Below are 19,820 nucleotides of genomic sequence, written 5' to 3' on the forward strand. Positions count from 1 at the left end.
TAGAGTTTCACTTCGCCGTCTGCGGCGGCAGTGTTTTTTCGCCGTCTCCGTCGACAACGCTAGACGGGCGCCATGTATGCCGCGCGGAGCCCGCGCAAAACTCTGACACAAATCTGACACGGAGAGGACGGCGCCGCCGGATGACCGACGAGAGCAGCCCCACCGCGGGCGAGGCGGACACCAGGATCCGAGACACCGTCTCTCTCACCGACCGCTCTCCCTCCATCACCGCCGCTGAGATCGTCGCCCACCTCGTTCCTCCCCGTCAGTTCGATGGCGCCTCGCTCGACAACTACCGCCCCGACCCCGGCTACCCGTCGCAGGCGGAGGCGGTCGAAGCGGTCCGCACCTTCGGCGACCAGGCCACACCCGCGCGGGCCGGTTTCTTCCGCCGCAAGGCGGCCGTGCCGAAAAAGCTCGGTCTCTACCTCGACGGCGGCTTCGGCGTCGGCAAGACGCACCTGCTGGCGGCGCTCTGGCACCAGACCCCGGGGGCAGCAGGCTCGGGCACGAAATTCTTCGGCACCTTCATCGAATACACGGCCCTCGTCGGCGCGGTCGGCTACCGGGGAGCGGTAGCGCAGCTCGAAGGCGCGACTCTCATCTGCATCGACGAGTTCGAGCTCGACGACCCGGGCGACACGATGATCATGACGAGACTCCTCGGCGAACTCGCCGACCAGGGAGCCCGGATCGCCGCGACGTCGAACACCCCGCCGAACGCTCTGGGTGAGGGCCGCTTTGCCGCAGCCGACTTCCTCCGCGAGATCCAGGCGCTGAGCGATCGCTTCCGCACGCTGCGCATCGACGGCACCGACTACCGACGCCGCGAAATCGAGGCGCACGCGATCGTGACGGGGGAGCTCGAGCATGCGATCGCGTCGGCTCGGGGCGTCGTGTCGGTCGACGACTTCCAGGCAGTCGTCGAACACCTGTCGACTGTCCATCCGTCGAAGTACGTGAAGTTGATCGACGGCATTGACACGGTCGCTCTCCGCGACGTCGGCCCCCTCCATGATCAGACGGAGGCGCTCCGCTTCGTCGCGTTCGTCGACCGGTTGTACGACGCCCAGGTGCGCGTCATCGCCTCGGGGCTCGCGCTCGACGAGGTCTTCGGCGCCGAGATGCTGGCGGGCGGCTACCGCAAGAAGTACCTCCGCGCCATGTCGCGACTCGTCGCGCTCACGCTTCTCTAGGCCCCGGCTCCCGCTTTCCCGGCGCTTCGCGCTCTCACGGCACTTTCGGGCCCAAAGGCCAGATTCGCGAAACGTGTTGTTTACAAACGGGCGAACCGTGTTACATCCGGGAAACATACGTGCGCACGAACCGAAACGTCGGGACGCCAGTATGAGCCGTATCCCGAGTCAGGACCGGTCGTCGCCCCTGCACTTTCCAGCGTCGTTCGGTCCGGGACACCCTGCACTGCACAACTGAGAGGTGACACCAGATGCTCGACCAAGGCAATACCGCCTTCATCCTGATCACGGCCGCCATGGTCCTGCTCATGACCCCCGGCCTCGCCTTCTTCTACGGTGGCCTCGTCAAGGCCAAGAGCGTCATCAGCATGATGATGCTCAGCTTCGGCGCAATCGGCCTCATCGCCGTCCTGTGGGTCTTGTACGGCTACTCCATCGCCTTCTCGAACGGCCCCAGCGGCTCCGCCGGAACCGACACGTTCATCGGCATCGACGGGTTCCTCGGCTTCGACCCGGCCATGTTCGGCCTCAACTCGCTGATCGGCCAGGAGGCCGCCTTCCCCCAGCTCGCCTTCGCCGCCTTCCAGGCGACGTTCGCCATCATCACCGTCGCCCTCATCTCGGGTGCGATCGCCGACCGCGCGAAGTTCGGCGCCTGGATGGTCTTCGCCGGCGTCTGGGCCACGATCGTCTACTTCCCGGTCGCCTCGTGGGTGTTCAACTTCACCCTCGGCAAGGATGGTTCGGTCGTTGACGGCGGCTGGCTCGCCGGTCTCGGCCTGATCGACTTCGCCGGCGGTACGGCGGTCCACATCAACGCAGGATCCGCCGGTCTGGCTCTCGCACTCGTCCTCGGCCGTCGCGTCGGCTTCGCCAAGGGCGCCTACAAGCCGCACAACCCTCCCTTCGTGATGCTCGGTGCCGGCCTCCTCTGGTTCGGCTGGTTCGGCTTCAACGCCGGCTCGGAGCTCGCTGCCGACGGCGTCGCCGCCCTCGCGTTCGTCAACACCCTCGCCGCTCCCGCCGCCGCAGTGCTCGGCTGGCTCATCGTCGAGAAGGTCAAAGACGGCAAGGCCACTTCCGTGGGTGCCGCATCGGGTGCCGTCGCCGGTCTCGTCGCCATCACCCCGGCGTGCGCCGCCCTCACGCCGTTCTGGGCGATCGTGCTGGGAATCCTCACCGGTGCCATCTGTGCAATCGCGATCGACCTCAAGTTCAAGCTCGGCTTTGACGACTCGCTCGACGTCGTCGGCGTCCACCTCGTCGGCGGTCTCGTGGGAACCCTCTACATCGGCTTCTTCGCGAACGACGTCGGCCTCGCCTTCGGTGGCGGCTTCCACCAGCTCGGCGTCCAGGCTCTCGCGGCCGTCGTTGTCATGGTCTACTCGTTCGTCTTCGCCTTCGTCATCGGCCTCGTGATCGAGAAGACCATGGGCTTCCGCGTCACGAGCGAAGACGAGGTCGCCGGTATCGACACGGCCGTGCACGGCGAGGAGGGCTACGTGCTCCTCGACGAGCGCGCCTAGCGCCTCACTCCCCGCCGGGCCCTCGGCCTACCGAATCGGGCAGATCCGCCACACTCGCGGCAGATCTGCCCGATCTCGTCGGTCGAGGGCCCGGTGTGCACTCGAAGCCGAAAAGGAGCACGATCGAGCAAAGGCCCGATGAGGGGCCTAACCAGGAGGTCGTCATGGCTCGCTCCGGTAAGCAGGTTCAGTTCGATCGCTACGGCGACGTCGATGAGCTCCACTTCGTGGCCCAGGAGCTCCCCGTGCCTGACGACGACGAAGTGGTGGTCGAGATCGTCGCCGCAGGCCTCAACCACATCGAGAACTACATGCGGCAGGGCGACTTCCAGAGTCGCCTGCCGCTCGCGTTTCCGGCCAAGCAAGGATCCTGCTTCGCCGGAATCGTCAAGAAGCGCGGCAGAGCGGTTCGCGACCTGTCAGTCGGCGCCGAGGTGATCGGCCACGCCGTCGGCGGAGGAGCCCACGCGACCTACATCGCCGTGCCCCGCACCGCCGTGGTGCCGAAGCCCCAGCGTGTCTCGTGGGAGATCGCGGGGGGCCTGTACCTCGCCGGTGCCACGGCCTACGACGTCGTCCGCGGGCTTGCTCTCGGCTCCGACGACGTCCTCGTAGTCACCGCAGCTGCCGGCGGCGTCGGACACCTCGAGTGCCAGCTCGCCCTGGTCGCTGGGGCCCGCGTCATCGGCACCTGCAGCCCGCGCAACCACGACTACCTCCGCTCGATCGGCGTGATCCCGATCACGTACGGTGACGGCCTCGAAGAGCGCATCCGCGAAGCCGCTAAAGGCCCTGTCACCGCCTTCATCGACAACTTCGGCGGCGACAACCCGGCCCTGGCAAAGTCGCTGAAGGTGATCCCCAGCCGCTTCTCGTCGAGCGAAGACCGCCTCGAAACCGAGATGCGGTTCATCACGGTCGACCGCGACGACACCGAACCGGCCATGATCTTGAGCGAGCTCGCAACGATGATCGAAGAGGGCAGGATCCAACCGCTCATCTCCGGGTTCTACCCCTTCGACTACATCGTGCAGGCGTTCGCCGACCTGGGCGAGAAGCACTCGCGCGGCAAGGTGGTCGTCGGCATGCAACCCGTTGAGAGCGGAGCGCGATCGAGCTGGTACCTGTCGGGCAAGGCGCGCGACGTGCATTCGGCCTGACGCCGCGGGCGCCGCGAGACGTCGCGCGGACTCGCAGACGCGCCGCGGCACGTCCGTGGGTCCGCACGTCGTCTCGCGGCTGGCGTCTGGCGTCAGACGTCAGGCGACAGGCGTCAGGCGTGGACAGATGCCTTGTCGGCCACAGAGCCAGTCGACGTCGAACGCGAGCCTCCGAGCCGGAACGACGCGCCGCGGTGCTCCTCGGGCAGCCGGTCGCCGCGTGCGAACAGCTTCTCGCGGAGCGACCCCTCCACGTACTCCGACGGATAGGCGCCGCGGGCCCGCAGCTCGGGGATCACGTGCTCGATGACGTCTTCCCACGTACCCGGCGAGACGGCGTACGCGAGGTTGAACCCGTCGACGTCCGTCTCGGCGACGAGCTGTTCGAGATGGTCGGCCACCTCGGATCCTGAGCCGACGAAGATCGGCCCGAGTCCGCCGATGGCGCCGAACCGCGCGATGTCGCGCACAGTCCACTCCCGGCCGTCGAGCTTCGCCGACTCTTTGAAGTTCTCGATCACCGACTGGATCGCGTTGCCCTGCACGTCGCCGATCGGCTGGTCGAGGTCGTACTCCGAGAGGTCGATGCCGGTCCAGCCGGACATGAAGACAAGAGCCCCCTCCTCGCTGGCGTAGCGGAGGTACTCCTCGTGCTTGGCGACGGCCTTCTCGTGGGTGTCGTCGGTGATGATCGTGAGGAGTGTGTAGATCTTGGCCGAGTAGCGGTCGCGGCCGGCCTTCTCGAGGGCGTCGCGGATCCTCGAGACCGTCGCCTTGAGCACGGCCGCCGTGGGAGCCGACACGAAGATCGCCTCGGCGTTGTCTGCGGCGAAGGCGACGCCGCGGGGAGAGGCGCCAGCCTGGTAGATCACGGGGGAGCGCTGAATCGACGGCTCGGAGAGGTGGATGCCGGGCACCGTGTAGTTCTCGCCGCGGTGGCCGATCTCGTGGATCTTGGCCGGGTCGGTGAACACGCCACCCTCGCGGTCTTCGACGACGGCGTCGTCTTCCCACGACCCCTCCCACAGCTTGTACAGCACGTCGAGGTACTCACTGGCGACGTCGTAGCGGGCGTCGTGCTCGAGTTGATCCTCGTGGCCCATGTTGCGCGCCGCGCTCGGCAGGTAGCCGGTGACGACGTTCCAGCCCACGCGCCCCTTTGTGAGGTGATCGAGCGTCGACATGCGCCGGGCGAACGGGTAGGGGTGCTCGTACGCCGTGCCCGCGGTCACGCCGAAACCGAGGTGCTTCGTGACCGCCGCCATGGCCGAGACGAGCAGCACCGGGTCGTTGACCGGAATCTGCGCGCCGTTGCGGATCGCCGCGACGTTGTTGCCGCCGTAGACGTCGTAGGTGCCGAGCACATCTGCGATGAACAGGCCGTCAAACGTGCCCGATTCGAGCAGCTTCGCCAGGTTCGTCCAGTAGTCGATGTCGTTGTAGTGCCTCGAACGGTCGCTCGGGTGGCGCCACAGCCCGGACGACTGGTGGGCGACGCAGTTCATGTCGAAGGCGTTGAAGCGGATCTGTCGGGTCATGGTCTCATCCTCCGTGGGTTGGGGCGGTTTGTCAGGGCGTCCGTAACGCGGTGTCACACGCGCGGAGGCGCTACTTCGCGTCGACCGGCAGGAGGATGTTTTTGACCTTCGAGTCGGTGCTCAGGAAGGTCTGGACTCGAGGATCCTTGAACGCCGCGATCAGCTTCTTGACGTTGTCCGATTTCGCGTACTTGGTGCCGACGGTCAGCTGCCCGGCGAACTGGTCGGGGGCGGCGGGGGCGTAGATCTGCTTCGAGACCGGGATGCCCGCGGCGAGGTAGTACTCGGTGTAGCCGACGGCGGCGTCGAGGTCGTCGAGCGAGCGTGACTGGGCGGCGAAGTCGAGCAGTGTGAACTTCAGGTGCTTCGGATTCGAGGCGATGTCGTCCTGGGTCGCGTAACCCTTGTCGATACCCGGCTTGAGAGTGATCAGACCGGCACGGTCGAGGATCCAGAGCCCCTGCGCCTCGTTCGCGGGGTCGGAGTAGAGCGAAATCGTCGCGCCGTCGGGAATGGCGTCGACCGTCTTCCACTTCGAGCTCCACAGGCCGAATCCCCAGCGGAAGACCGGGGTAGCCGCGGTCTCCTTGAAGTCGGGGTTCGCCTTGAGCACCTGGCTCAGCCAGAGCTTGTGCTGGTAGACCGTGCCTGCGACCTCGCCCTCGCTGACGGCGCGGTTCAAAGTGGTCGAGTCGGAGAGGCCCTTGAAGGCAACCTTGATGCCGTAGTCGGGGGCGACCTCTTTCGCGACGTAGTCGACGAGGGCCTCCTCGGCGGCGTTGCCCTCGGCGGTGGCGACGTAGAGCGTGGCGCCCTTCGTGTCGTTGGCGCTGGCCTCGGGGAGAAGACGCGGAACGGTCAGGCCCGCTGCCACGGCGACGATGGCCACGGCCGCTCCCGCGACGTAGGGCCAGCGGCGGCGCTTGGTCAGGGTGAAGCCGTGGTCGGGGCCGCCTGACGTGGGGGGAGTGGTGTCGGAGGAAGACATGGCTGTGCTGCTTTCGGGTGAGAGGGGCGTGAATAGGGGAGGGTCAGGCGGCGACGCGCGAACGCCGGGTCGGAGGAACGTCGCTTGAGACCCTGCTGGCGAATCGGAGCCGCGGCGTCAGACGACGGGCGAGCCGATCGCCGGCGAACTGCACCAGGGCGACGAGCACGACGAGGATCACGATGGTCGCGAGCATCACCCGCGTGTCGAAGCGCTGGTAGCCGTAGGTGACGGCGACGTAGCCGATGCCGCCCGCGCCGATCGTGCCGGCGATCGCCGAATACTCGATCATCGCGATCGTGTTGATCGTCAAGCCGCCGACGATCGAGGGCAGCGCCTCGGCCAGCTGTGCCGTCCGGATCACCTGCAGCCTCGACGCCCCGGCTGCGCGAGCCACCCGCGAGAACTCGGGTGGGACTCCGCGCAGCGCGTTCTCGACGATGCGACTGAAGAAGGCGATGCCTGCGACCGACATGGGCACGACGGCCGCGGCGATGCCGATGTTCGTGCCCGTGACCAGCCGCGTGAACGGGATGATCGCGGCCATCAGGATGAGGAACGGCAGACTCCGCCCGAGACTCACGATCCAGCCGGTCAGCGTGTGCACGAGCGGCTGCTCGAACAGACCTCCACGGCCCGTGTTGTGAACCAGCGCGCCGATCGGCACCCCCACGGCCACGACCACCACCATCGTGATGCCGACCATGATGATCGTGTCGCCGAGGGCAGGCAGCACGAGGCCCGCGATCTGGTCGACGGGAACGAGATTCGAGTTGCTCACGCGACGACCTCCAGGGTCGGGTCGACGGGCGCCGTGTCGATCGATTCCGAAGCCGAGGATCCGGCGGCACCCCGCTCGGGCTCGGCGCTCGCGGCACCGACCGAGCCCCGGGGCAGCAGCCCCAGCTCGGCGAGCACGCGTCGGGCCCGCTCGACATCGCCCACCACCCCCACCGTCACCGTTCCGACGGTCACGCCGTCGACCACCTCGACCGCCGCCCCGAGCAGCGCCAGAGGGGCGCTGAGCTCGGCGGACGCGCGCACCAGCCAGTCGGTGGGCACATCGGCGCGCCCGTACGTGACCACGAGAGACTCCTGGCCGTCGGCCGCACGGGCCGACGCGCGGTGCGGCTGGAGGTCGATGCCGAGACGGGATGTCGGATCCTGAAGCAGGTCAACGACCCGGCCCGACTCGGTGAACCGGCCGACCTCGAGACGGGCGACGGTATCGGCGATCTCGCGCACGGCGTCCATCTCGTGGGTGATCAGCAGGATCGACAGGTCGAGGTCGTCGCGCAGCTCACGGAGGAGCCCGAGGATCGAGCGGGTCGACTCGGGGTCGAGGCCCGAGGTGGCTTCGTCGGAGAGCAGGATCCGGGGGCGGAGCGCCAGAGCGCGCGCCACACCGGCTCGCTGCCTCTGCCCGCCCGAGAGCTGGTGCGGGTAGTGGTCAGCCTTGTCGCTGAGACCGACCCGGTCGAGCAGCTCGGCGACTCGCGCCTTCGACTCCGCCGGGGTGACTCCGAGGTAGTCGAGGGGGAGCGCGACGTTCTGGGCGGCCGTTCGACGAGAGAAGAGGCCGTCAGACTGGAAGATCGTGCCGATCGCCCGGCGGGCGGTGCGGAGACCCTTCTCCGACGCCGCGGTCAGGTCGACGCCGTCGACGACGACGGAGCCCGAGGTGGGTCGTTCGAGGAGGGTGACGCACTGCGCGAGCGTCGACTTGCCGGCACCGCTTTTGCCGACCACGGCGGCGATCTCGCGCGGGCCGACTTCGAAGTCGAGGCGGTCGAGCACGACGGAACGTGTGCCACCGTGCTCGTACACCTTGCTGAGCTGGTCGATTCGGATCATGCGGCGACGGTAGAGCGTCTCGAGGCGCCGCACCGCTGTACGTCGCGGGGTGACGGGGTGTGACGCTCTGTGACGCGACTGTGGGTGTGGTCTGGCGCAGCGCTGTGTTCTTTCGCAACGGGGTGTGCCAATTTGCGAGTGATCCGCGGCGCCGGCCCCATGATTGCCGCGTGTCGGCGCCCTACGACTTCGGATCGCTCGCAAGATAGCGGCCTCGCCCCGAGAAGTGACGGGTGTCGCCCGAAGGGCGAACCGAACAAACAGTGGGCGATACCGGACTCGAACCGATGACCTCTTCCGTGTGAAGGAAGCGCGCTACCAACTGCGCCAATCGCCCGTGGGACTCGTCGATACTACTGGATGAATCGAGTTCGAACCTATTCGTCGGCCCTCCGAGATGCTCGTCGAGACACGAATCAATCTCAGTTTGTACTTCGGGCAAACCATCGGATAGAGTTCCTGAGGTCGCAGAGATGCGGCAGAAACAACAACCAGGTGTCGTACGTCAGACACTTTGCGGATGTGGCGCAGTGGTAGCGCATCACCTTGCCAAGGTGAGGGTCGCGAGTTCGAATCTCGTCATCCGCTCGAGTGAAAGCTCACCCCGATCAGGGTGGGGTGGCCGAGAGGCGAGGCACCGGCCTGCAAAGCCGTTCACGCGGGTTCAAATCCCGTCCCCACCTCCAGATCCACCGGTTTGAGTCTCTTCAGAGCCTCAGACAGACAACTGAATACATATGAGCGATTGGCGCAGCGGTAGCGCGCTTCCCTGACACGGAAGAGGTCACTGGTTCGATCCCAGTATCGCTCACCACCCGAAACCCCCGATTCGTCGGGGGTTTTTTGCTTTTCCCGCGAGGTCGCCCGGAACGCACCGTTTGGGTGCCGTGGCCCCCTCGTCGCCCATCGTGACGGTGGGCGCCGCATCTAGTCGCGTTTCGCAGGTTTAGTCGCGGCATTTCGCGACTATACGTGCAAATCGCGACTACGAGTGCCGAGCGCCGAGCACCCTAGGCGTTCAGCCAGGCCTCACCGTCGACCGGCACGACGCCGTGCCCGTGGTCGCTCAGCCACCCGGCAAGGCCGGTCTGGTCGGTCGTGACGATGGTCAGACCTGCCGCCAGGCCCTCCTTGATCGGCAGACCGATCTGCTCCCGCCGGCGGCCGTCGGGCGGTGTCTACCTCGGAGGAGCCCCGCGAGCCGAAAGGCAGTGACCAGGGCGAAGTGGGGCGGCCAGAGGCGGATCCAGAGCGGCTCGAAGACCTCGAGCCGAGTGGCCGACGTCGTAATCATTTACCGAAGGGCTCCGAACCGGGTCACCCGGGTGAATCGACTCTTAGCCAAGGCATTGCCCAAAGCACCCGGCAGCGAGTCGTCGAGATCGTACAGTCAGACGCTCAGCTAGGCGCGCGGCATGCGGCGGCGAGCGAGAGGCGCCTCGTCGAGCGGCTCTGTCTGCCACTCTGCCGAGAAAGTCGACGAGATCGGGTCGAGCGTCACGATAAGCCGGTGCGGCGTCTCGACGAAGATCACATCGAGGCGCACGGTGCCGTTCGGCCCGTCGGAGGCAGCGGCGGCCACCACCTCCGAGAGGGCCCAGGATCCCACGCCCACGGTCGCGCGCAAGGTCTCGCCGCGGTCGACCAGCTCGACCGTGTCGGATCCTTCGCCCGTGTCACCCGGCAAGCCGAGCCCACCCGGCAGACCGAGCCCGCCCGGCAGGTAGGCGACCGAGGTGAGCGTCGCGAGGCGGTTGCCCGCCCCGGGCGTGAAGGTGCTCGAGACGCGCGTCGTTGGGACGGAGGCCACGGGCAGCGCGAGCCCGGCGAGCCGCTCGGCCAGAGCATCGTCGGCCTCCGCAGAGGGCATAGAACCATCAAAAGCGGGCAGAAGGTTTTGCCAGACCGCGTCGAGCACGGCTTGCATGTCGGGGGTCTGGCCGGTGATCGCGATGACCACGTCGTGCTCCGGCAGCACCACGGCGAACTGCCCGTAGGCTCCGTCGCCGCGGTAGCCGTGTCGCGCCATCCAGAACTGGAAGCCATAGCCCTGACCCCAGTCTTTGTCGCCGTGGTTCGAGTTGTCGATGTGCGACACCGTCGCGTCGTCGACCCACGAAGCGGGCAGGATCTGCTCGCCCTCCCACACGCCGCGCTGCAGATACAGCTGCGCGAGCTTGGCGAGCGCCACGGTCGGTGCGTAGAAGCCGCTGTAGCCGAGCTGACGCCCCGATGCGTCGGTCTGCCAGCCGACCTCGCCGGTGCCGAGCGGATCGAACAGCCTCGGGCGCAGGTAGTCGGTCAGCGATTGGCCGCTGAGGCGCTGCACGATCGCCCCGAGAGTGAAGGTGCACGGCTGGTTGTAGCAGAACAGCGTGCCCGGCTCTTCGTCGGGCGGCATGAGCAGAAAGCCGCGCACGAGATCGACCGGGTCGATGGAATACGCCCGCGCCACCGTCTCTTCGCGGTGACCGCTGGCCATGGCAAGAAGGTGACGCACCCGGATCCTGCGGCTCTTCTCATCCGTGATCTCGGCATCGAGCTCAGGAAAGTGGCTGACGACGGTGTCGTCGAGCGAGAAGAGACCCTCGGCGATGGCGAATCCCACTGCGGTCGAGGTGAAGCTCTTACTGATCGAATAGAGCAGATGCTGGCGATCGGCGCTGTACGGCGCCCACCACCCTTCGGCTGCCACCTGCCCGTGGCGCAGCACCATGAGGCTGTGCGGTTCGACGCCGGCCGTCGATTCGAGGGCATCGACGAGAGCGGCGATTCCCGCCGCATCGATGCCGACGGCGGACGGGCGGGTGCGGGGGAGAGCGTCAGTGGTCACACGCTCACGCTAGCGCTGCGGCCCCGAGACGGCCCTCGATTCCGACACGCACTACAGCCGTTGGCGAACATGGTTCGGCTGAGGGCGAGATGCCGCCTATAGTTACGGCGACCACCAGATCCGCGCGGGTTGCAAGCCGCGACACATTTGCAGGAGAACACCATGGCTGCCGACTACGACGCACCCCGCAACGCCCCCGACGACGACGGTAACGACTCGATGCAGGCGTTCAAGGAGCGAGCTCCCCAGAAGGTCGGCCTCGTCGCCGACCTCGACGACGGCGATGCCTCGGGCGGGTTCCAACTCGACGCCGCCGACGTCGACGAAGCGCTCGACGTCGTCGTGCTGCCGATGCAGGATTACGAGTTCACCTGCGTCGAGTGCTTCCTCGTGCGCCCGCGCGCGCAGCTCGATCACGAGACCAAGCTCGGCCCCGTGTGCATCGAGTGCGCGTCGTAAGAAAGACAGGCGCCTCGTGACAGAGGCGCGCGCCTCCTGACAGAGGCGCGCAAGGGTGTAAAAGTCCCGTGAAAGCGGGGGAGCGCAGGATCCCTGTGGCCGGCAACGAAAGCCGGTCACCTCGGATCCTCATCCCCCTCTTTCACGAAAGGTCAGACATGACCACCTCAAGCGACTGGGCCGTCGAAGCCCACGGGCTCGTCAAGGTCTTCGGCGAGAACCGCGCGGTCGACGGCGTCGACCTCAGCGTCCGCGCCGGCACCGTCTACGGAGTGCTCGGCCCGAACGGCGCCGGCAAATCGACCACCATCAGCATGCTCGCCACGCTTCTGCGGCCCGATGCCGGATCGGCCACGATCTTCGGCCACGACGTCGTCAGAGAGGCGCAGGTCGTGCGGCAGCTCATCGGAGTCACCGCGCAGTTCGCGTCGGTCGACGAGAAACTGTCGGCGACCGAGAACCTCATCATCTTCTCCCGACTGCTCGGCCTGTCGCGTCGCGATGCCCGGACCAAGACCACCGAGCTGCTCGAGGAGTTCGGCCTCACCGAAGCCGCTAGCCGGCCGCTCGCGAAGTTCTCGGGGGGAATGCGTCGTCGTCTCGACCTCGCCGCAAGCCTCATCGCCCAGCCGCCGCTGATCTTCTTGGACGAGCCGACCACCGGGCTCGACCCGCGCACCCGCTCGCAGATGTGGGACACCATCCGGCGCCTCGTCACCGAGGGCTCCACGGTGCTGCTCACGACGCAGTACCTCGAGGAGGCCGACCAGCTCGCCGATCGCATCGCGGTCATCGACACGGGTCGGGTCGTCGCCGAGGGCACCTCGGAGGAGCTCAAGTCGTCGGTCGGCGAATCGTCGCTGCAGCTCCGGCTCGCCTCACCCGCCGACGTCGCACCCGCCCGCGACCTCATCCGAAGCGTGCTCGGCGTCTCGGCGGCCGTCTCGCCCGAAGCCGGTCGCATCACCGCGCCGATGACCGATCCCGACCGGATCACCGACCTGTTCGTCGCCTTCCGCGAGCGCGGCATCCACCTCACCGAGATGAGCGTGCAGAAGCCGACGCTCGACGAGGTGTTCCTCACCCTGACCGGGCACGGCGTCGAAGCCGATGCCGCACCAGCCGACGGCGCTGCCGCCGCCCACACCTCCCCGAAAGAATCGGTGAACGCATGACCACCCTCAGCCCCACCAGCGCGACTCCGCGTCTCACCGGCCCGGCCGGTCGCCCCCTCAAGAACCACGTCAGCGTCTCGCAGACCATCCGCCACTCGTTCACGATGGCCTATCGCGGGTTGCTCAAGATCCGTCGTACTCCCGAGCAGCTCATCGACGTCACGATCCAGCCGATCATCTTCACGCTGATGTTCACGTACCTGTTCGGCGGAGCGATCGCCGGAAGCGTCGCGGATTACCTGCCGCTGATCATCCCCGGGATCCTCGTCCAGACGGTCATCACGGGTTCCGTTGTCACCGGCACACAGTTGCGCGAAGACATGGACAAGGGCGTGTTCGATCGCTTCAAGTCGCTGCCCATCGCTCGGATCGCCCCTCTCGCCGGCGCGCTCCTCGCCGACACCGTCCGCTACGCGATCGCGACGACGCTCACCCTGACCATGGGATTCATCCTGGGCTGGCGTCCGGGCGGCGGCTTTGGCTTCGTCGTTCTTGCCGGGCTCCTCGTGATCGTCTGCGCCTGGGCCCTCAGCTGGATATTCGCGTTCTTCGGTGTCGTCGCTCGCAGCGCGTCAAGCGTGCAGGGCATCTCGTTCCTGGTGCTCTTCCCGCTGACGTTCCTCTCGAACGCCTTCGTGCCGACCGGCACGCTGCCGTCGTGGCTGAAGTGGTTCGCCGAGGGCAACCCGGTCTCGCACCTCGTGTCGGGGGTCCGCGACCTCGCGAACACGGGTGCGATCACGGGCAACCTCTGGCTGGCACTGCTCGGCGCCGGAGTGGTCGTGGCGATCTTCGCTCCGCTGACCGTGCGCGCCTACATGCGCAAGGCCTGACGCGACCGCTCCCGCGCCCGCCCCGTCAGCGACGGGCGGCGTAGTAGGCAGCGGCCTCGTCTTGGCGCTGCTGCTCCGCCCCGGACGCGATCGGCGCCCGCACGTGCTCGGGTGCGAACCCGAAGGCCTTGACCAGGCCGAGCGCGTGCGGGCGCAGCCGTGGCAGCAGGCGATCGTCGATGTAGTCGGTGATGGCCGTGGCGCGGGCCGCCGACAGCCGCCCGTGGATCAGGTACCAAGCAAGATGCTTCTCGATCAGCCCGAGGCCGAACAGATCGCGAAGCCAGGTCAGGATCCGACGGGTCGGCTCATCGGGGACGCCCGCCAGCGCCTCGGTGAAGGCCTCCCACTGGAGCAGCTCCGCGTGGGCGATGGCCGCCTCGATCAGCTCGTCCTGGTTCTGGTCGAACAGGCGGGCTGCTTCGACGGGCGAGGGCTTTCCCGACGCCGACTTGGCGGCGGGGCGCAGCTTTGCCGCAACACCGGCGATCATCGTCTCGACCCGGCCGGTGAGGAGCTGGCGTTGCGATTCGGCATCGCGGACGTGCCCCACGGCGCGGCCGACGGATCCTCGGTCTGTGACGGTCTGGGCGAGGCGTCGCAAGCCGGAGCGGTCGACCGATGCCTGTCCGACCTGCCCGGCGACGAGCGTCGCCACCCGACGCGGATCGGCGCCGGTGAACTTCTTCGAGTAGTCGGTCAGCAGGCGCTTGGCGACGAGCTGCAGCAGAACCGTGTTATCGCCCTCGAATGTCGCGTAGACGTCGAGGTCGGCTCGGAGCTGGGTGAGGCGGTTCTCGGCGAGGAATCCGGCACCGCCGCAGGCCTCGCGGGCCTCCTGGAGGATGTCGAGGGCCGACCAGGTGCTGAGCGACTTGAGGGCGGCGGCCAGGGTCTCGAGGTCTTGCCGGTCGGCGTCGGTGGCGTGCTCGCCCGAGAAGACGCCGTCGAACGCGGCGAGGAGCTTCTCGTGCGCGAACGACATCGCGTAGGTCGTTGCGAGGCGGGGGAGCAGGCGACGCTGGTGCCGCTGATAGTCGAGGATCACGACTTCACTCGTCGGGTCGGCGGCGGTGAACTGCCGACGCTGGGTGCCGTAGGTGATCGCGATGTGGAGCGCCAGCTTGGACGCGACCACTGACGCGCCGTCGAGCGAGACCCGCCCCTGCACGAGCGTGCCGATCATGGTGAAGAACCGTCGACCCTTGCTCGCGATGGGCGAGCTGTAGCTGCCGTCAGGGGCGACGTCGCCGTAGCGGTTCAGGAGGTTCGTTCGCGGCACTCGCACCCCGTCGAAGTGCAGCCGACCGTTGTCGATGCCGTTCAAGCCGCCTTTGAGGCCGTCGTCTTCGCCGCCGACTCCCTCTAGGAATCCGTTGTCGTCACGGATCGGCACGTAGAAGGCGTGGACTCCCTGCTCGACGCCCTGCGTCACAAGCTGCGCGAACACGACGGCCGCTCGACCGTGGACGGCGGCGTTGCCGAGATAGTCCTTCCAGGCGGCGCGGAACGGCGTCTGGATCACGAACTCCTCGGCGTCGGCGTCGTACGTTGCAGTGGTGCCGATCGACGCGACGTCGGAGCCGTGGCCGGTCTCGGTCATGGCGAAGGCCCCCGGCACCTCGAGGTTCATGATGCCGGGCAGGAAGGTCTCGTGGTGGTACTCGGTTCCGAGGTGCATCACGGCAGAGCCGAAGAGGCCCCACTGCACACCCGCCTTGATCTGAAGCGAAGGATCCGCGGAGACGATCTCTTCGAACGCAGCGATATTGCCGCCGTGGTCGTCGCTTCCCCCGAGGTGCGTCGGGAACGCGCGCAGGACTGCCCCGCGTTCGAGCAGCCGATGCAGTTGGCCGAAGCAGCGCTCGCGCTGTTCGGCGAGGGTGAGGTCGGCGTGCCGGTGGAAGGCGTCCTCGCGCAGCAGCTCGCGGGAGTGCTTGCGCGCCTCGGACCACCGTCCGAGCAGGTACTCGCCGAGCCAGGCGGTGTCGAGGGTGTCGGCCGCGGTGGTCAGAGGCGTGGTGGGCGCCGCTGCAGGTGTGGTTGCGCGCGCAGTGGTTTCTTCGAGACGTGTCATCAGCGTTGATTCCGTTCCGGTGGGGTTCTCGGCTCACGGTAGAACCCTCCGCGACGGTGTCGAAATCATCCGTGGGCCGCTACACACGTTGTCAGTCTCGCCGGGCATGCATTTGTCGGATTCCTCCAGGTCGGGGGTAGCTACTGCGCCCGGCACACGCATTCATCGACGACCCCGAGCCCACTCATAAGCGATGCCAAGGCGGCCTCCGTAGGTTCGCTGTGATCCGGACCGGATCGTCCCCCCATCGAAAGTCGTCATGTCGCTCAGCTCCTCCCGCCGTTTTGCCCGCATCAACATTCCGCGCATGGTTCTGTGGCTGGTGTCGCTCGTCGTCGTCGCGGGAGGCTACCTCCTCATGACCCAGTCGAACGCGAAGGAGGCCGCGGTCTACGCCTCGGGCACAGCCGACTACCCCAAGCTCTTCGCCGCCCAGTCGGGCAGCACGGTCGGCGGCCTCTTGATCGCGGCCGGCGTCATCGGAGCCCTCTTGGCGTTGACATCCATGTCCATCACGTGGCGAGCCGCCCAGGCACCCGAGTTCCCCGCCCCCACGACTCACTCGGACGACCTCGACGACCTCGAGCTCGAGACGGAAGACGAGTCGGACCCGATCGACGAGTCCGACGCGAAAGACACCACGGGCACCACCGCGATCGACGAGGCACCGGCGACCTCACCGCGCTAAACGCGCAACCGACGATCGACGAGCAACTCCAGCGCTTCGGCGTAGGCCTCCGACGGCGTCAGAAGCGCCGCCAACGCCCGCGCGGCCTCCACCGTCTCCGCGCCGAACCGATCCCTCACTCCGGCAACGGCATCCGCGCGCACGAGTGACGGCACCTCCTGTCGCCCCTGCATCGTCTCGGCGAGCGAGAGCAGCCGCAGCCCGAGCGATGTGGGCCAGTGCCCGCCAGCCGGCTCCGACGAAGAACTGGACGCAGTCCCAGACGACGAACCGGACGACGAGCCGAGGATCCACACGCCCAGCGCAAAAACGGCAGCCCCCGCGATAGGGACGTCCTCGAACGCCCCCGAGAGACGGTGCGTCGCCAGAAGCCGGGTGCGGAGCCGATTCGCCAAGGATGGAGCCCGCGACGGAGCCGACGCGCTGGTCGGCATCCCACCACCGAACGCCGCGCCCCCGCGCACGTGCGCGGCCAGCGCAGCAGCAGCCACCAGGAGGGCGAGGGGTGACCGCGACCGCGACTGCTCCCCTCGGAAGATCGCCAGCGCCTCGTCGTAGAGACGGATGCCCTCGTCGGCCTGCCCCTCGGCCAGAGCCACCTCGGCGAGGCCGACCCTGCTCATGAGTCGTGAGCCACCCGGATCCTCGCCCTGGTTCTCTTCGTCGACGAGCACCCCCTCGAAGTACCGCCGCGCCGCGTCGTACCGTCCGAGCGAGAGCTCCGCCATGGCCCGCCGGAAGGCGACCTCTTGCAGGTCGCCGGCGGCTCCGAGGCTCTCGAGCGCCTCTCGTGCGACATTTGACCAGCCGAGGGCCGCCTCCGGGTCGGCCGACTGGCTTGCGAGTTCGGCGAGCGACGAGGCGGTGGTCCCGATCGTCCAGACGTGGCCGTTCGCGACGGCGCTCTGGTGCGCTCGGAGCGCCAGCCGGAACGCGTCACCGACCCGCCCCTCGTTCTCAGCGGTCTGGCCGTCGATCGCGGTGGCGAGTTCGACGATCACATCGTCACCCGATGCGAGGGCCTCCTTCAGGCGCCGACGGAATGCCGGCGGATCGACGACGGTCGCCAAGAAAAGGCCAGAGAGAGCGTCGAGGCGAGGATCCTGCGCAGGGCCGCTCGCCCGAAGGCTCCGGAGGCGCGCCACCGCGAGCAGCCCCGACCGGCGGTCCCCAAAGGCGAGGAGGCTGCCGGCGATCGAGGCGCAGAGGATCTCGGGGTCGCGGTAGCGGGCCTCCACCGGCGCAGAGCGCAGCACCCGGATCACCTCGGGCGCGAAAGCCTGCACCTCGGCGTGGCTGCCCGCCAGCGACCAGTAGTAGCCGAGCGCAGCGAAGGTCGTGGCGACGACACCCCGTCGTTCCTCAGCCAGGGCCTGCCGCAGCACGAAGACGAGGTCGTCTTGCTCGGCGGCCATCAGAGCGAAACTCCGCACCTGGTCGGCGCCGTCGAGGCTCGACCGGATCAAACGGGAGAAGGCCTCGGCCCACGCGAACATGCCGTTGCTGACGAGCTCCTCCTCGGCCGCTTCGGCGAGTCGGAGGTCACCGAATTCGCGCACCGTCTCGAGCATCCGGTAGCGGAGCCGCCCGGTGCCGGGCTCGTCGGCGGCGCCGAGCAGCGACTGGCGGACGAGGCCGTCGAGAGCGTCGGCGACCGCCATAGGTTCGAGCCCGATATCGCCCGGGCTCAGGACGACCCGGTCGTTCGGCCGACCGGCAGATGCACCCGGGGCCGCCCCGAGCAGCTCGGCGGCGTCGGCCGAGAAGCCGTCCGGAAACCGCGACAGTCGTCGCAGCAGCACTCGCTCATCGTCGCCGAGGAGGTTCCACGACCAGTCGATCACGGCCGTGATAGTCCGGTGCCGTTCGGGCGCCGACCGGTCACCCGAGGTGAGCAGGGCGAAGCGATTGCCCAGACGCCGTTCGATCTCGTCGACCGACAGCGACCGCACCCGGGCCGCAGCGAGCTCGATCGCGAGTGGCAGGCCGTCGAGCCGATCGCAGAGCCTGACGACGACGTCGCGGGGGAGCAGCACGCCGGGCCGAGCCGCCCTCGCCCGCTGCTCGAACAGCGACACGGCCGCGCCGTCGCTTCGCAGCGATCCGAGCGGGTGCACCGTCTCGGCGCCGATCGCGAGCGGAGAGCGGCTCGTGGCGACGACTCTCAGCTCGGACGTCTCGGCGAGCAACTCCGACACCAGGCCGGCCGCGGCGTCGACGACGTGCTCGCAGTTGTCGAGGACGAGCAGGGTCGACATCTCGGCGAGAACGGCGACGAGTCGGTCTTTGACCGGACCCACACCAGGATCCGAGAGCCGAATCCGCGGCGCACTCACCTCGCGCACCCCGAGGGCACTCGCTACGGCGAGCAAGACGTCCTCCCCGTCCCGCACGCCGGCCAGCTCGACGACGGCGACGCGGGGCCACTGCCCGGCAGCACGATGCGCGACCTCCTGGGCCAGCCTCGTCTTGCCGAGCCCGCCCGGGCCGAGGATCGTGACCAGTCGGGCGTGCTCGAGCAAGGCCTCGATCCGGTCGACGTCGGACGACCGTCCGAGCAGTTCGTTCGGGGCCGAGCGGAGGCCGAGTGCGATGTGCGCGCCCCGGCGAGGTGGTTGGGCGACGCTCGTGGCTGGTTCGCCGGGCCCCCGCTGAGCGCGACCGTCGTGGAGCGGATCGTCTTCGGTGGCTAGCAACTCGGCGTTCAGCGCGACGAGGGCGTTCGATGGCCCCGTGCCGAGCTCATCAGCGAGACGCTCCCGGTACGACGCGAAGACCTGGAGCGCCTCGGTGCGGCGACCGCTTCCGCTCAAGATCCGCATCCGGAGCACGACCAGGTCTTCGTGCTCCAGACCCACCGCGTCGGCGGCCAACTCGTCGAGGGCCTCCAGGGCGCCGACCGTGTCTCCGAGATCGCATCGGGCGGCCGCCGCGACACGGAGGAGATCCGCTCGGAGGGCGGCGGCCACGCGGGTCAGCTCGTCGCTCACCGGTCCGGGCTCGAGGTCGGAGCCGGGCGCCCCCCGCCAGAGGCGAAGGGCTTCGCCGGTGAGAGAGGTCAGAGTGGCCGGATCGGCGCCGGGCCGGATCCTCGCGGTCGTGAGAAGCGAACGAGCCACCTGGAGGTCGCTCGCCCGGGGGTCGCCGAGACGGTAGCCGGTCGGGGTCGAGACGATGACGCCCGGAGCGACCGACTGGCGAAGGCGAGAGATCAGGGTCTGGAGCGCGGCCTTCGCCGAGACAGGCGGCTCGTCACCCCAGAGATCGTCGATGAGGCGGGCGGAGGTGACCCCGTCGGATCCTGCGAGTGTCAGCGCGACGACGAGTGTCTTTGCGCGGGGCCCGGCAGGCGAGACAGTCTCGGCTGCGGCCGTGGCACCGGCCACCCGAAGAGGCCCGAGCACACCGACGGAGACGACGGAAACATCGGGCGTAGACACTCGCTGAGTCTAGTGACCCCGCTTGTCTCAGCGATACATCGGTGATGTATCTT

At 68.1% G+C, this 19,820-nt stretch carries 14 protein-coding genes and 4 tRNA genes; 10 read left to right on the top strand and 8 right to left on the bottom strand.

The window, feature by feature from the left end; all coding sequences use genetic code 11:
* The first annotated feature begins 140 nt into the window (after positions 1-140).
* From zapE to ITJ49_RS09890, 3 genes are all read left to right on the top strand, one after another.
* Positions 141-1,196 carry a cell division protein ZapE gene (gene zapE, locus ITJ49_RS09880; RefSeq protein WP_194604620.1) on the top strand — a complete coding sequence of 352 codons (1,056 nt, stop codon included), beginning with the start codon at positions 141-143 and terminating at the stop codon, positions 1,194-1,196.
* Positions 1,197-1,447: 251 nt separating this feature from the next.
* The gene (locus tag ITJ49_RS09885; protein WP_123943953.1) at positions 1,448-2,722 is read left to right on the top strand and encodes an ammonium transporter; all 1,275 of its coding nucleotides are present in this window, start codon (positions 1,448-1,450) and stop codon (positions 2,720-2,722) included.
* Positions 2,723-2,886: 164 nt separating this feature from the next.
* Positions 2,887-3,882 (top strand): NADP-dependent oxidoreductase, encoded by a 996-nt coding sequence (locus ITJ49_RS09890; protein WP_194604623.1) that lies wholly within the window; start codon positions 2,887-2,889, stop codon positions 3,880-3,882.
* 113 nt (positions 3,883-3,995) lie between these two features.
* Here the strand turns inward: ITJ49_RS09890 and ITJ49_RS09895 are convergent, their stop codons facing one another.
* From ITJ49_RS09895 to ITJ49_RS09915, 5 genes are all read right to left on the bottom strand, one after another.
* Positions 3,996-5,420, bottom strand: coding sequence for an LLM class flavin-dependent oxidoreductase (locus tag ITJ49_RS09895; protein WP_194604625.1), 1,425 nt, complete (start codon positions 5,418-5,420; stop codon positions 3,996-3,998).
* A 70-nt stretch (positions 5,421-5,490) separates the two neighbouring features.
* Positions 5,491-6,408 (bottom strand): MetQ/NlpA family ABC transporter substrate-binding protein, encoded by a 918-nt coding sequence (locus ITJ49_RS09900; protein ID WP_123943945.1) that lies wholly within the window; start codon positions 6,406-6,408, stop codon positions 5,491-5,493.
* A gap of 43 nt (positions 6,409-6,451) precedes the next feature.
* A complete protein-coding gene (locus ITJ49_RS09905) occupies positions 6,452-7,189 on the bottom strand; it encodes a methionine ABC transporter permease (protein ID WP_370544449.1) in 738 nt (245 codons plus the stop codon).
* Complete coding sequence (locus ITJ49_RS09910) at positions 7,186-8,262, bottom strand: methionine ABC transporter ATP-binding protein (RefSeq protein WP_194604628.1); 1,077 nt, start codon at positions 8,260-8,262, stop codon at positions 7,186-7,188. The genes ITJ49_RS09905 and ITJ49_RS09910 overlap by 4 nt, the downstream gene beginning before the upstream one ends.
* Before the next feature lie 264 nt (positions 8,263-8,526).
* Positions 8,527-8,599 (bottom strand) — tRNA-Val (locus tag ITJ49_RS09915).
* A 179-nt stretch (positions 8,600-8,778) separates the two neighbouring features.
* Between ITJ49_RS09915 and ITJ49_RS09920 the strand changes: the two genes are divergently transcribed.
* From ITJ49_RS09920 to ITJ49_RS09930, 3 genes are all read left to right on the top strand, one after another.
* Positions 8,779-8,850: transfer RNA gene (locus tag ITJ49_RS09920), tRNA-Gly, on the top strand.
* A 24-nt stretch (positions 8,851-8,874) separates the two neighbouring features.
* Positions 8,875-8,948: transfer RNA gene (locus ITJ49_RS09925), tRNA-Cys, on the top strand.
* A gap of 53 nt (positions 8,949-9,001) precedes the next feature.
* Positions 9,002-9,076 (top strand) — tRNA-Val (locus tag ITJ49_RS09930).
* A 588-nt stretch (positions 9,077-9,664) separates the two neighbouring features.
* Here the strand turns inward: ITJ49_RS09930 and ITJ49_RS09935 are convergent.
* Positions 9,665-11,095 (bottom strand): serine hydrolase, encoded by a 1,431-nt coding sequence (locus tag ITJ49_RS09935; protein ID WP_194604631.1) that lies wholly within the window; start codon positions 11,093-11,095, stop codon positions 9,665-9,667.
* Positions 11,096-11,257: 162 nt separating this feature from the next.
* Between ITJ49_RS09935 and ITJ49_RS09940 the strand changes: the two genes are divergently transcribed.
* The 3 genes from ITJ49_RS09940 (at position 11,258) to ITJ49_RS09950 (ending at position 13,562) form a co-directional block, all read left to right on the top strand.
* On the top strand, positions 11,258-11,554 hold the full coding sequence (locus tag ITJ49_RS09940) for a DUF4193 family protein (protein ID WP_055958050.1): 297 nt from the start codon (positions 11,258-11,260) through the stop codon (positions 11,552-11,554).
* 158 nt (positions 11,555-11,712) lie between these two features.
* Positions 11,713-12,729 (top strand): ATP-binding cassette domain-containing protein, encoded by a 1,017-nt coding sequence (locus ITJ49_RS09945; RefSeq protein WP_194604634.1) that lies wholly within the window; start codon positions 11,713-11,715, stop codon positions 12,727-12,729.
* Positions 12,726-13,562, top strand: coding sequence for an ABC transporter permease (locus ITJ49_RS09950; protein ID WP_194604637.1), 837 nt, complete (start codon positions 12,726-12,728; stop codon positions 13,560-13,562). The genes ITJ49_RS09945 and ITJ49_RS09950 overlap by 4 nt, the downstream gene beginning before the upstream one ends.
* A 25-nt stretch (positions 13,563-13,587) precedes the next feature.
* On the opposite strand, the gene ITJ49_RS09955 is transcribed toward ITJ49_RS09950, so the two are convergent.
* Positions 13,588-15,639 (bottom strand): acyl-CoA dehydrogenase, encoded by a 2,052-nt coding sequence (locus ITJ49_RS09955; RefSeq protein WP_194604639.1) that lies wholly within the window; start codon positions 15,637-15,639, stop codon positions 13,588-13,590.
* 259 nt (positions 15,640-15,898) lie between these two features.
* On the opposite strand from ITJ49_RS09955, the gene ITJ49_RS09960 reads away from it, so the two are divergent.
* A complete protein-coding gene (locus ITJ49_RS09960) occupies positions 15,899-16,327 on the top strand; it encodes a hypothetical protein (protein WP_194604642.1) in 429 nt (142 codons plus the stop codon).
* On the opposite strand, the gene ITJ49_RS09965 is transcribed toward ITJ49_RS09960, so the two are convergent.
* Positions 16,324-19,767 carry a BTAD domain-containing putative transcriptional regulator gene (locus ITJ49_RS09965; RefSeq protein ID WP_194604645.1) on the bottom strand — a complete coding sequence of 1,148 codons (3,444 nt, stop codon included), beginning with the start codon at positions 19,765-19,767 and terminating at the stop codon, positions 16,324-16,326. The genes ITJ49_RS09960 and ITJ49_RS09965 overlap by 4 nt on opposite strands.
* Positions 19,768-19,820: the final 53 nt, after the last annotated feature.

The organism is Frondihabitans sp. VKM Ac-2883 (assembly GCF_015350875.1).
In the GTDB taxonomy this organism is placed as follows: Bacteria; Actinomycetota; Actinomycetes; order Actinomycetales; family Microbacteriaceae; genus Frondihabitans.